The sequence below is a fragment of the Luteolibacter rhizosphaerae genome, from assembly GCF_025950095.1.
In the GTDB taxonomy this organism is placed as follows: Bacteria; Verrucomicrobiota; Verrucomicrobiia; order Verrucomicrobiales; family Akkermansiaceae; genus Haloferula; species Haloferula rhizosphaerae.
In genome coordinates, this window is the sequence record NZ_JAPDDR010000001.1 from 221,349 (window position 1) to 233,622 (window position 12,274).

The following is a 12,274-nucleotide window of genomic DNA, read 5'->3' on the forward strand; positions in this document are numbered from 1 at the left end:
GGGGGCATTCATTTGCCCCCTTGCCCTCGGGCGGATCCTTGCCGCTCCCAAGCTGCCTTCGCCGCGTGGCGGGCTTCGTCCCATGCAAGCGGATGGCCGCCTTGCTCCCATCTCGCTTGGAGAGCTGAGCTGTGTTCCTCGAAGCTTAGATGCCCGGCGTCGGCGCGCTGCTCGTGTCCGAAGCGGAAGGCGTCTTCGTAATCGCGATACTTGGATCCTTCGCGGTAGAAGCTTTGCTCGTGGAAGTGATCGCGCCAGTAATTGTCGTTGTCTGCCCAGCCACCGGCACCTACCAGTTTGCCGATTGCTCCACCGGCGGCGGCTCCGGCTAGAGCCCCCACGACGGTCCCGCCGGGTCCGGCGAGCGACCCTGCCACGCCACCGATGATGGCACCGCCTGCCGCTCCGAAAGTGGTCCCTGCTACATCCGCATTCTGATCCGAGGCGGGCATTGGGTCCACATCCACCGCCCTTTCTTTTTTCAAAGTGCTCATACCGGGATGCCAGCGGCTACCGTGCCGTGGATCTCCGGAGTGTCGCAAGATATTGAGGGAAAGACTCTTGCGGTCTTTCTCGAAGGGATGGACAAGGTTGCTCGAAGCCCGGCTTCCATGCAAATCACCGCCGCTGCGGGTGCAATTCGCGGCTGTCTGCTTGAGCGGTTTCAGCCGAACATGCCCTTCACTTTGTCCAGCAGACCACCACCGAGCGCGGAGAGGTCGGGCGCTTGTCCTGCAAGCAAGGAGTCCACCATCGCATCATACTCGGGCGGGAGCTTCGACTTCACGAAGTCTGCCACCGTGTTGATAGCGCTATCCACTTGTTCCGGGCTGAGACCGAGCGCGCTCAATCGTTGTTTCAGTTCGTTCATGGCGGTGGGTAAGGTTGAGATGAGTCGCAATAATGCGCATATCAGGCTCTCGATAAGAGGCCGCGATGCAAGTCCTATTCTCGCCGACGGGAGGATGGCTCGATTAGGAGCCGGAGGTAAATTTTGGTGATGTTATCCGCAAGAGGATTCAAGCGAGCGCTGCAAGGATTGCACGAGGATGCCTTGCCTAACATTCGGTTTCGTTTGAAACAACTCGGCTTCTTCTTCGGAGTTCCGCCCGGGAAGCGGAGGTGCCGGGAACAGGACTCGAACCTGCACGCCTTTCGGTGCCTGAACCTAAATCAGGTGCGTCTACCAATTCCGCCATCCCGGCACGGGAGCGAACCGCTGGAAGCTTCTACACGGAGTCCCCGCTCGAGCGAAACAAAATCCGCCGCGGACCCCGGAAGAAAGTTTTTATAAGAAATGGATGGCAGATCGGACTGATAGGGAATCTTGTGTTGTTGATGACAATTCATTAGTTCTTCACACAAAACCCTCTTCCGTCCGTGAAAATGCGTGTTAGAATTCCGCGCATGGCAAGTCGTAAGAAGAACCCGTCCAAAGCCAGGCGCTACTCCGTGAAGGAGAAGGAGGAAATCCTCCGCTATGTGGATAGCGTGAACTCCAAACAGGGGAGAGGCGGACAGACCGCAGCGGTAAAGAAGTATGGAATCTCCGCACTCACCATCTCCACATGGTTGCGAGGCGGTGGCGCATCTTCCTTTAAGATCGGCAAGACATCTTCAAACGGTGCAGGCGGCGTGATCGCCAAACTTGCAGCCGTGCATGCGGAGATTCAGGCGAAGGAGAAGGAACTCGCCTCGCTGCGTTCGCAGTTCGAGAAGCTGAAGTCCTCCATCTAACGGAAGCTGCTGCTGCTCAGGCGAACGGCGTCCGGTAGACCGCGATCCAAAAGTAGTCGCTGGAGTGAATCTCCAGCTCGTTTGCCAGCGGTGCGAGCACGCCGCGGAGTTCTGCCTCCGTTGGGAAGTTCTTCAGGATCTCATGGTGGCTGCCATCGGCCAGTTGCCGTATTTGCCAGGTATCGCCGTTCGCGTCGTGGCGGCTGATCGGCGTGCTGCTGCCCTCGACATAACGGTTGTCGATGAATGCCACGCGTGAACCGGGAAGCAGCCGCGCATGAAATTCAGTTAGGAAGTCCGGCAGTCTCCGGAGCGGAACATGTGACCACCAGAAGCCGGCGAAGCCCGCATCGAAGCCCCGGCCGAAATCGGGCAGGTCCATTGAGTCCGCGATCTTGAAATCCGGGACGATGTGCTTCCATTCCTTCGCCGCTGCGATTTCCAAGACCTCGGGATTGATGTCGGTCGCGGTGATGTGGCGGGCCGTTTCGGCGCAGCATTCGGTCCACCAAGCGGTGCCGCAGGAGATCTCCAACAGATCGCGCCCTGCGAAGAGGTCGCGGCATTTCTCGCGGAGAAGCTTCAGGTCGTCCTAGCGCTCCGGCTTCGCGTAGATTTTCTCATATTCAAAAGCCCGGCGGGCATAGTAATCGATCATGTGGTTGATCGTGCAACTTGCACTATGAAATACTCATATCACTGATAGTTCCACCTCCTCCGCTGGAAGTCTTTCGGTTGGGCTTGGGAAGAGTCTGGTAGTAAGAAACGGTACTTCGTCTTAAGGGTGGAGGTGCATGGCGGCACGGTGCGCCACCTTCGGCACGAGATCCTTCCAGCCCTCGTCGCCATCCCCGATCATCGACCGGATATCGCGACCGGTGTAGCGCATGAGTTCCTCGTTGCCGGCGGGCACGGGACGCACGCGTCCGGTTTCCAGGAAGTAGCGGTAGAGGCTCCGGCAATCTTCCGGCGGGATGAAGCTCTTGGCATCCACCATCTCGCCCGTCTTGCGATTCCGCCATGGATAGACGTAGAGCGTGACCTGGTTCTTGAATAGGCGCCCGAACGATTCGAGCAGACCGCCGGCGAGGTTCTCCGCCCACTTCGCTTTGAAGAGTTCGTTGAGCAGGCCGATGCTCAGCACGATCCCCACTGGACGCTGGGTGTAGCGGCTGAGATAGCCGGCGATGCGGTGGAACTCCGGATAGCGTGAAACCAGCACGGTCTTCCCCAGGGCCTGCAGTGCATCACAGCGGTCGATGAAATCGACATGGTCCACGGTCTTGCCGCGCAGCAAGTTCGCCATCGTGATCTCGCAGAGTTCGATCGTGCGCTCGCTCTCGCCCTCGGCGAGCGAATCGCTGAAGACCTCGCGGGAGCGCTCGAGCATCTGGAGATGCAGCAGGCTCACCGGATCGAAGCTGCCGCGCAGCAGGAGAATCGGCCGCTTGTAGAGCGCTTCCGCCGCCTGCACCACCTCGCCGTCCGGCAGGAACATCGCCGCTTCGGTCAGGCCTGCTTCCACCAGTGCCAGCGAGCACAGCCGGTTGTCGAAGAAGCCGTAGCCATGGCCGTGGAATTTCAGCATGTCCAACTCCACCCGGTAAGGACGCAGGTTCTCCACCAGCGAGTTTACGAAGAGGCCGAGGTGACCGCGGTGGCGGAAGGCGGCGTGGATCAGGTTCACGCCCACGATGCCCAGTGCTTCCGCCTGCTCCGCATTGGTCGCATCAAGCAAGCGGATGTGGACGAAGATATCGGAGGGTGGATCACCCGGCTTGAGCTGGAAGCGCAGGCCGAGCCAGCCGTGGCATTCGCCGGTATCCTGATAGCCGCGGGCGCGGACGGTGTTGCAGAAGGAGAAGAAGGTGGTGCTCTCCGAGCGCGTCGGCCCCAGCCGTTCCTGCAGGATGCCGAACTCGTGATCGAGCATCTGGCGCAGGCGCTCGCGGGAAACATAGCGCGAGCACTTGCCATAGATGGCATCGCTCATCGTCATGTCGTAGGCGGAGATGCTCTTGGCCACCATGCCTGCCGAGCCGGAGGCACGGAAGAACCAGTTCGCGGTTTCCTGTCCCGCACCGATCTCGGCGAAGGTGCCGTAGATCCCGGGATCGAGATTCAGTTCCTGTGCCTTGTCAAAAGTGGTGGGCATCGCAAATCGTTCAGGGATCCGGCGCAGAGCTGCTATCGAGCCAATCTTCCGCCACAATGCTGTCCACGAGCACTTGGTTGTCGGCAGGGGACTCGGCGGGAAACTTCAGCCTCACCAGCATGCGCTTGCCGTCCGTCACCTCGCGCGGGTCCGTCCGGACGTCGATGTCGCCACCCCGCTCTACATAGCCGGTCAGGGAGTCTTCTCCGTCCGCCGAGTCGAGGCGGTAGGAACGCCACTCCAGCTCGTCCTTGAATCCGAAGTTGTAGTAATCGGCCGTGAAAACCTTCACTCGGAAGAGCTTCGGCTCGGTCGGCTTCGCGCTGCGGAATTCCTCCCAACTCATCTCCGACCAGCCGGCCCAGCTCTCCCAGTCCACGCGCCAGCCGGCGGCCTCCTTGACCAGCGTCACCTGGGCTTGGCGATTCCTGGTGCGAACCGGAACGGTGACCGCGTTCAGCTTGTCGCGGGTGAAGAACTTGATGTCGGCACCCAAGTCCCGGAAGCCCGGAGCACGGTAGGGCTCATCGCCCAGCCAGGGAGCAATTTTTGGAAAGGTCGCCTCGGCCTCACGGATCCAAGGTTTCAACTCCTCGATGCTTTCCGCTTCGAGAAAGCTTCTGGTGACGGCATCGATCTCGGCGAGATCCGTCTTCGTGTTCGCGGCAGGTGCGACAGGGGTTTCGACGACGATCGCGGGGATCTCCGCACCCGGGGAGGCATTTCCGGTGGCACTGCGCTCAGGCATCATCCACCAAGCGAAGATACCCAGCGCGACCAAGGCCGTACCGCCCGCGATGGCCATCGTGGTCAGATGGCTGCCCGTGCTTTCGCTCGCCGCCTCCTCGGCCTCTTCGTGATCGTGCTCGTCCTCCCGCTCCAGCATCAGCGGACCGGGTTGGGCATCCTCCGCCGGGAGGCGCAGCATCACCCGGCAGCCCGGGCATACCACTCCCCGCCCGTCGTGATCCTGTGCCACGCGGAAGATAAAGCGGCAGGTCGGGCAGACGAAGCTGTTCCAGCGCCGGTTCGGAGTTGCGATTTCCGCCACGCCCGGAGAGTGGGCGGGGGAAGCCGGGCGCGCAAGACCCTTGGCCCGGGAAAATGTGACGCCCCGGCCTCCCTCAATCGGGAGTTGCCACCCGCGCGCGAATGCTTCACCCAGCGCGCGTGTCCCCGTCAGCGCTCGGTGAATTGCTCGCCATCTTCGAGGAGAACTTCCGCAGCCGCGGTGAGCTCGGTGCCTCGGTCAGCGTCTGGTGGCGTGGCGAGGAGATTCTTTCCCACGGGCAAGGCTGGTGCGAAAAGGAGCGGCAACGCCCATGGACGACGCAGACCTTGGTGCCGGTCTATTCCGCGACGAAGGGGCCGTCCGCGGCGACCTTGCTTCTGGTTCTCGATGAACGCGGCATGGGGCCGGAGACTCCCGTGCGCGAGGTTTGGCCCGGCTTCCCGCTGGCAGAGGCAAGCTTCGCCCACCTGCTCTCGCACCAATGCGGGCTCGCGGCCCTCGATCAAAAGGCGCAGATCTGGGATCACGCGGAGGTAATTGCCGCCGTCGAGGCGCAAGCCCCGGCATGGCGGCCAGGTCAGGGACACGGCTATCACCCTCGGACCTTCGGCGCCTTGGTGGAGGAACCGGTACGTCGTCTCACCGGCCGCAGGCTGGGCGAGGTCTGGCGCGAGAAAATCGCCGCACCGCTCGGGCTGGAATTCTGGATCGGCCTTCCGGAGAGCGAGTGGCCCCGCGTTGCCCGTCTCTATCCCGGCAAGGCTGCGGCGGAGGATATGCAGGGCGGCTTCTACCGGGAGTTCAATGCACCGGGCAGCCTCGTCCGCCGCGCCTTCGATTCCCCGCGCGGCCTCCGCTCCGTTCAGGACATGAACGACCCCGCGGCATGGTCCGCCGGTCTCGCCGCCATGGGCAGCGTCGGCACCGCCTCCGCGCTGGCCAAGTTCTACCAAGCCGCGATCGGCGCCATCGAGAGTCCGCTCACGGAGAATGTCCGCCGCGCCCTCGCGCAAGTCCGCATCAGCGGGGATGACAAGGTGCTGATCCAACCCACCGCCTTCTCCTGCGGCTGTCAGCTCGATCCGCTTGATGCCGCCGGCACGAAGCTCCGCCAGCTCTACGGTCCCTCCACCCGGGCCTTCGGTCATCCCGGTGCCGGCGGCAGCCACGCCCTCGGTGATCCGGATAGCGGCATCAGCTTCGCCTACGTGATGAACCAGATGGAACTCAGCGTCCTCCCCGGCAGGAAAAGTGTCGCCATGGTCGACGCCCTGTTCGGGGATTGAGTGGTCCTCACCGCAGGAGCAGCACGATCCCTAGCATCAGCGCTAGGATCGCGAGCAGCAGCAACACGATCTCCACGCGGAAGACGCGGCAATGGCGGATCGTGGCGTGATACCGTTTCACCGCAGGGGGAGGGGACGAGCCCGCTTTTGTTCCAACTTTGATCCCCCCAATACGCGTTTCCTCCTACGAAAACTTCACAGCTCCTCGGATCTTGCGGGCACGAAAAAGGGGACACTTGCGCGTCCCCTTTCGGAATTCTTGGCGATCCGGATCCGCTTAATCCAGGAAGCGGATTTTCCCCGGGATCTTCGGCAGCTCCCCACGAGCCATCGCCGCGTGCTGCTCGTCGCTGCAGGCGGAATTGGTCGGCGCATCGGCTTCCGCATCGCTGCCTTCCAGCAGGCCGTTCTTGATCAGATAAGCTTCCACCTCGTCGCCGGAGACATCCGCCAGCATCTCGCCGTTCACCACCACGCAGGGAGAAAGGCCTTGGCCGCTGCGCTGCTCCATCTCCCAGCGAAAGGCCGGATTCTTGATGATGTCCTTCTCCTCGAACTGAAGGTCATACTTCCGCATGATCGCGCGCACGCCTTCGCTCCAGCCGCAGAAGGTCTTCAGGTAAGCGGTGATTTCCGGTTGGGGCTTGCTCATGGCGCGCAGCATAGCCGCTCCCGCGCTCCCGGCAAGCCCCGCGTCCCGCCACCAAATCCCCACCTCGATTTCACGGAATCCTTACCGTCCCGAACTTGTCCCGGGACCTCGCCAGTATCACCATTCCACCATGTCCCGCCTTCTCGGCCTCTTCCTCCTTTTCATCCTCCCCGCGCAGGCCTGTCTCTGGGATCGCGATACCCTGCAGGAGGAAGCAAAGGGCAAGCTCGATACCGTCCGCGCCATCACCGGCTGGTTCGACCGCTATCCGTCGCGCTACTACGAGATGCGCTTGGAGCGCGTCACCGCCGAACTTTCCTCCAACCCGAGATCCCTGAATCTCTACGACGACGCCGGCGTCGCCTGCAGCCGTCTCGGCCGACACGACGAAGCCATCGCATGGATGGCCAAAAAGAAGGTTGCCCTCGACGCCCTGCCCGACGGCGGTCCCGCCGACGATCGTTACCGCTATCTCTCCAATCTAGGCACCTTCCACCTCATTCGCTGGATGACCGCGGGAGAATCCCAGAGATCTGAAAATATTGGTGATCTGGAGGTCTCCGAGACACTCATCGCCCAAGCTCTCGATCTCAATCCTGATGCCCACTTCGGTCGCGAACAGTATCAGCTCATGCTCATCCAGTGGCTACTCCGCGGAGCTGATGTATCGAGTGGCGACCCTTTCCGCGAGAGCTTCCTTAACCTCGATATCTCTCTCATGAGCCATGGTTCGCCTTCGACCTCAAAGGATCCCACTCTTGAGGATGCTCGCCAAGGCATCACAGGCCTCATTCAAATGGGTGCTGCATGGGAGAGCATCGACGTCTTCCGTGCTCTGCAGATCTGCCTCCACGGACAACAAGCCTCCTCGGTGGCTCATTTGGCTTACATGAGGCAGCAAGAACTCGCGGAGTCCGGCGCAAGCTCCCTTCATCCCGATGAAGAGGTCCGCCAAGCGGTCCGGCCATACACGTTTCCCGGCACCTTCTATGGTGGGAAGCAGGTCGAACGCTTTTACCGTGATGCCCGCACTGCCGCCGCCAAGCGCGACCAAGCATGGACCGCTTATCAAGATGACCGCTTCGCCCAAGGCATGCATCCCGATACCCACCCGGGTTTCTGGAAGGATTGGCAGGGGCCGGAGATGCCGAAGATGCCAAACCTCACTCTCGGACACTTCACCAACCGCTATCCCGGTAGCTCCTTTGCAATTATCGTGGGAGCGCTAGTGAGCGGACCAATCGCAATCTACCTGTTTGCTCGTAGAGTCAGGCGCGCGAGAAGACGTCGTTTCGTATCTGCCGCAGCTTGAGCCCATCTTGGAAACTTGCCTGCTAACAGGGCATGCCGCAGCTTTTACCCTACCCGTCCTCATGACCCGCCCACGCATCAGCCTCAACTTCGCCATCTCCGCCGATGGCAAGATCTCCTCCGTGGCCAAGCGCCCCTCCGGCTGGACCTCCGCGGACGATCACGCCCGCCTGCTCCAACTCCGCGAAGGCGCCGATGCCCTCCTCGTCGGACGCGGCACCCTGGAGGCCGATCGCATGACCCTGAAGGCCCCCGGCGATCCCCTCCGCTGCGTCGTCTCCCGCAGTGGCAACTTCGATCCCGCCCATCCGCTCTTCCACACCCCCGGCGGCGCGATCCACCTCCTCGCCACGAACGGCCCGGCCCCCGCCATCCCCGGCACCACCGCCCACCGCGGCAGCCTCGCCGATTTCCTCACCACGCTCTCCACCCTCGGCGTCCAGCGCCTCCATTGCGAAGGGGGAGGGGAGCTCGCCCGCGAACTCGCCACGCTCGATGCCCTCGATGAGATCCACCTCACCTGGGCCGGCCACACCCTTTTCGGCGGCCGCAGCGCCCCCACCATCAGCGGCGTCCCTGCAGAATTCCTGCCCGCCTCCCGCGAATACGAACTCGTCCACTTCGATCCGCGACCTCAGACCGGCGAGTGCTTCCTCAGCTATCGGCGCCAGCGCTGATCAGTGGCCAGCGCCCTCGGAGCTCTTGTGCTCCTCGTGATGCGCCCCGCCCTTGTGCTCGCCGTGCGCATCATGACCTTCGCCGTGGCCCGCGCCATGGCCGTGCTTCTCGTGCAGCGCCTTCGTCTCGTCCCAGGAATGACGCTCGCAGGAAACGGAGCCGAGGAAAAGGCCGGCAACAGCGGCGGCGGAAAGCGTGGTCAATTTCATGCCGCGCCGGATGTAGCGGATCGCCCGCCGATGGCAAGCGGCAAGGACCTATTTGCCCTCGCTTCCCACCTTCCTCACCCAGCGCGAGATCGCCGATGCCGCCCGCAGATGCGCCCCCGGCCCGCCCAGCTTCGAGGCCGTCGCCAGCAGCTTCTGCCGCGTCTCCTCCCGGTGCGGGATGTCGTCCAAGAATCTCCCCAGCGCCTGCTCCACATGCAGCGGATCCGCCTCGGATTGGATGAATTCCTCCACCACCTTGTGGCCTGCCAGAATGTTGATCAGGCCGATGTGCTCGATCTTCACCAAGGCCTTGGCTGCCAAGTAGGTAGGCCAGGCGACCTTGTAAACCAAGCAGTAGGGCAGCCCGAAGTAAGCCGCTTCCAGGGTAGCGGTACCGCTGGCCACCACGCCGCACTCCGCACGCTGCATCAGCTCGTGCGCGCCCCCCTCCCGGACCGTCACCTGATCCTGCATTTTCGCGTTCTCCACCAGCTCCCGCATCCGCGCCGTCAGCTTCGCCGAGGCCCCGCAGGCCTCGAATCGGGTTTCCGGGCGCTTCAAGTGCAGGCGCCGGGCCGCTTCCAGCATCATCGGGAAAAGCCGGGCCACCTCGCGCTCGCGGCTGCCGGGCAGCAGGGCCACCAGATCGCTCTCGCGGCCGCCGCCCTCGCGTTCCTCCTCCAACTCGTCCACCAGCGGGTGCCCCACGAAGGTCGTCGGCAGCCCCGCACCCTCGAAGATCGGCTTCTCGAAGGGGAAGAGACAGAGCATCTCGTCCAGCAGCTGCGCCATCTTCGGCAGCCGCCCCTTGTTCCAGGCCCACACCTGCGGGCTGATGTAGTAAATGATCTTCGTCTCCGGCAGCGCCTCCTTCACCGCCGCGGCGAAGCGCAGGTTGAATCCCGGGTAATCGATCAGCACCAGGATCTTCGGCTTCAGCGCCTTCACCTCCGCCAGCATCTCCGCGAAGCGCTGCTTGAACCAGCCATAGCGCTTCAGCACCTCCCACAGGCCCATCACCGCCGCATCCTCCACCCAATCCTTCAGCCCCGGGCCCGCCACCGCGCGCATCTCCGGACCTCCCGCCCCGTGGATCTCCAGATTCGGGTGCATCGAGCGCAGCGCGCGCAACATCCCCGCTCCGTGGGCATCGCCGCTCAGTTCTCCTGCGATGACATACAGCGCCACGGCCATGTGGCGCGCACCCTAGGGGCGGGAAGTTCCAAGTGAGAAGCCCCAAGTGCCAAAAAAACCGCTCGGATCCCCGGGCCTTGCCTGAAAACCGAACCCTGAAAACCAGCAAACTTCTTCCACTGCTCACGGATCACTGCTCACCCGACACTCCCGCCCCCGCACTTGCCACTTTTCACACTTGGCACTTTACCTTCCCGGCCTTTCACTCCCTTCCCGCACATCGGTTCCCACATGTCAGAAGATTCCCACGACGCCCCGCGCCCGCTTGCTGAAATTTCGCACGGGCCCTCCGCCTTCGAGGCCTTCCTCGATAGGAATACCAAGGGACTGATTGTCGGTGCCGTGCTGCTCGCCGTCGTCGGCGGTGCCGTCATCGTCTACCGAGGCATGCAGGAAGCCGCCGCGCAGGCCGCCGGTGCCGATCTCTCGAAGGCCGTCACCGTCGCCGAGCTCCAGGCCGTTACCAAGGATCACCCGAAGAGTCCGGCCGCCGGCAGCGCCCAGATCCTCCTCGCCGAGAAGCAGTGGGCCGATGGCGACCAGGACGGCGCGATCGAAACCCTCCGCGGCTTCATCTCCACCTACCCGGAGCACCCCGCGCTGCCTTCCGCCAAGGCCAGCCTCGCCACCCGCCTGCTCCAGCAGGGCAAGTCCGGCGATGCCCAACCGCTCTTCCGCGAGCTCGCCGATTCCGGCCGCAAGTACATCGCCCCCTACGCCCTCATCCAGCTCGGCGATCTCGCCAAGAAGGAAGGCAAGCTCGACGAAGCCGAGGCCGCCTACAAGCAGGTCGAGGAGAAGTTCGGCGGCAATCCCACCGAGAATCCCTTCGCCGATACCGCCGCCAAGCACCTGAAGCTCGTCAGCTTCAAGATGCCCGCCGAGATCGAGGCACCCGCCCCGCCGCCGGCCCCCGCGCCCGCCCCCGGTGCTCCCGGCGCCGCGCTCACCCCGGATAAGATCGAGATGCCCGCCGAACTCGAGGGCAACCCGCTCGGCAATATCCTCAGCGAAGGCGGCCCCGCCGTCCCGCCCGCCCCGGTGGAGGAAGAGCCCGCCAAGCCCGAGACCCCGCCGCAGGCCCCGGAGGCTCCTCCCGCCCCGCCCGCAGAGCAACCGCAGCCGGAGACCCCGCCTGCCAAGCCCGAGGGCACCCCGCCCGCAGGCGAGTGATCGCCCTCCCGCGCCACTCCGCTCCTCCCGCACAGATCTCCCAAAGCCGGCCCCGTAGAGGGGGAATGAAATTGACTTTCAAGAACACCGCATTCCAATTCAGTCGCCATGAGCAATAGCTTCGGATTTCGCAAATACACCGGTTCCAAGCCGGAAGAGGCCCCCACTCCTGCCGCCCCCACTCCTGCTCCTTCCTACGCCGCCCCGGCTCCCGCAGCCGCGGCCCCGTCCTACGCCGAGCCCGCGCCTGCCGCAGCGGCTCCCGTCCAGCAGGCAGCTGCTTCCAGCGCCCCGCAGCGCCCCGTCGGTCCTTCCCGCAATGTCCTCAGCTCGGATGTCGAGATCAAGGGCACCGTCAAGTTCACCAACGACCTCGTCGTCGACGGTCGCATCGAGGGTGAGATCCAGTCCGAAGGCAACCTCACCGTCGGTGAGAACGCCCGCCTGAAGGCCGAGATCAAGACCGGCACCGTCGTCGTCTACGGCAAGGTCCACGGCAACATCGTCGCCGCCGACCGCGTCGAGCTCAAGGCCAGCGCCGAAGTCGTCGGCGACATCAAGGCCAAGACCCTCTCCATCGAGCCCGGTGCCATCTTCGTCGGCAAGTCCGCCGTCGGCACCCCGAGCACCCCGGCCGGTGCCACCGCCGCCGCCAAGCCCGCCGCCGCAGCCACCCCGGCTCCCGCCTCCAAGCCCGCCGAAACCAAGAGCGAGCCCAAGGCCGAGCAAGGCAACCTAAGCGGCGTGAATCCGTAAGGATCCGCTGAGGAGACAAAGAGATTCCGAATCTACCCAAGCCCGCCCCGGTCCGCCGGAGGCGGGCTTTTTGCCTCTGCCTTTCCGCTCAAAGCTCAAAGCTCGATCTTC

General features: G+C 63.5%; 14 protein-coding genes and 1 tRNA gene. 6 read left to right on the top strand and 9 right to left on the bottom strand.

Going from position 1 to position 12,274, the window contains the following annotated elements; genetic code table 11:
* Positions 1-8: 8 nt before the first annotated feature.
* The 3 genes from OJ996_RS00860 to OJ996_RS00870 form a co-directional block, all read right to left on the bottom strand.
* The gene (locus tag OJ996_RS00860) at positions 9-494 is read right to left on the bottom strand and encodes a hypothetical protein (protein WP_264510185.1); all 486 of its coding nucleotides are present in this window, start codon (positions 492-494) and stop codon (positions 9-11) included.
* Positions 495-664: 170 nt separating this feature from the next.
* On the bottom strand, positions 665-871 hold the full coding sequence (locus tag OJ996_RS00865; protein ID WP_264510187.1) for a hypothetical protein: 207 nt from the start codon (positions 869-871) through the stop codon (positions 665-667).
* Between the two features lie 252 nt (positions 872-1,123).
* Positions 1,124-1,205: transfer RNA gene (locus OJ996_RS00870), tRNA-Leu, on the bottom strand.
* Positions 1,206-1,407: 202 nt separating this feature from the next.
* Here OJ996_RS00870 and OJ996_RS00875 point away from each other — a divergent pair.
* Complete coding sequence (locus tag OJ996_RS00875; protein WP_264510189.1) at positions 1,408-1,737, top strand: hypothetical protein; 330 nt, start codon at positions 1,408-1,410, stop codon at positions 1,735-1,737.
* Between the two features lie 16 nt (positions 1,738-1,753).
* Here OJ996_RS00875 and OJ996_RS00880 read toward each other — a convergent pair whose 3' ends face one another.
* From OJ996_RS00880 to OJ996_RS00890, 3 genes are all read right to left on the bottom strand, one after another.
* Positions 1,754-2,323 carry a class I SAM-dependent methyltransferase gene (locus OJ996_RS00880; protein ID WP_345783754.1) on the bottom strand — a complete coding sequence of 190 codons (570 nt, stop codon included), beginning with the start codon at positions 2,321-2,323 and terminating at the stop codon, positions 1,754-1,756.
* Between the two features lie 192 nt (positions 2,324-2,515).
* Positions 2,516-3,892: a TonB-dependent receptor gene (locus OJ996_RS00885; protein WP_264510193.1), complete on the bottom strand. Its 1,377-nt coding sequence runs from the start codon at positions 3,890-3,892 to the stop codon at positions 2,516-2,518.
* A 10-nt stretch (positions 3,893-3,902) separates the two neighbouring features.
* Positions 3,903-4,943: a BRcat domain-containing protein gene (locus OJ996_RS00890; protein ID WP_264510195.1), complete on the bottom strand. Its 1,041-nt coding sequence runs from the start codon at positions 4,941-4,943 to the stop codon at positions 3,903-3,905.
* Between the two features lie 119 nt (positions 4,944-5,062).
* On the opposite strand from OJ996_RS00890, the gene OJ996_RS00895 reads away from it, so the two are divergent.
* Positions 5,063-6,190 carry a serine hydrolase domain-containing protein gene (locus OJ996_RS00895; RefSeq protein ID WP_264510197.1) on the top strand — a complete coding sequence of 376 codons (1,128 nt, stop codon included), beginning with the start codon at positions 5,063-5,065 and terminating at the stop codon, positions 6,188-6,190.
* 277 nt (positions 6,191-6,467) lie between these two features.
* On the opposite strand, the gene OJ996_RS00900 is transcribed toward OJ996_RS00895, so the two are convergent.
* Positions 6,468-6,842 (bottom strand): glutaredoxin family protein, encoded by a 375-nt coding sequence (locus OJ996_RS00900; RefSeq protein ID WP_264510199.1) that lies wholly within the window; start codon positions 6,840-6,842, stop codon positions 6,468-6,470.
* 130 nt (positions 6,843-6,972) lie between these two features.
* On the opposite strand from OJ996_RS00900, the gene OJ996_RS00905 reads away from it, so the two are divergent.
* Positions 6,973-8,154 (top strand): hypothetical protein, encoded by a 1,182-nt coding sequence (locus tag OJ996_RS00905; protein WP_264510201.1) that lies wholly within the window; start codon positions 6,973-6,975, stop codon positions 8,152-8,154.
* A gap of 61 nt (positions 8,155-8,215) precedes the next feature.
* On the top strand, positions 8,216-8,830 hold the full coding sequence (locus OJ996_RS00910) for a RibD family protein (protein ID WP_264510203.1): 615 nt from the start codon (positions 8,216-8,218) through the stop codon (positions 8,828-8,830).
* Here OJ996_RS00910 and OJ996_RS00915 read toward each other — a convergent pair whose 3' ends face one another.
* A complete protein-coding gene (locus OJ996_RS00915) occupies positions 8,831-9,040 on the bottom strand; it encodes a hypothetical protein (protein ID WP_264510205.1) in 210 nt (69 codons plus the stop codon).
* 48 nt (positions 9,041-9,088) lie between these two features.
* Positions 9,089-10,234, bottom strand: a complete 1,146-nt coding sequence (gene lpxB / locus OJ996_RS00920; protein WP_264510207.1) for a lipid-A-disaccharide synthase — start codon at positions 10,232-10,234, stop codon at positions 9,089-9,091.
* 231 nt (positions 10,235-10,465) lie between these two features.
* On the opposite strand from lpxB, the gene OJ996_RS00925 reads away from it, so the two are divergent.
* Positions 10,466-11,407 (top strand): tetratricopeptide repeat protein, encoded by a 942-nt coding sequence (locus tag OJ996_RS00925; protein ID WP_264510209.1) that lies wholly within the window; start codon positions 10,466-10,468, stop codon positions 11,405-11,407.
* Positions 11,408-11,515: 108 nt separating this feature from the next.
* Positions 11,516-12,163, top strand: coding sequence for a bactofilin family protein (locus OJ996_RS00930; protein WP_264510211.1), 648 nt, complete (start codon positions 11,516-11,518; stop codon positions 12,161-12,163).
* Positions 12,164-12,274 lie beyond the last annotated feature (111 nt).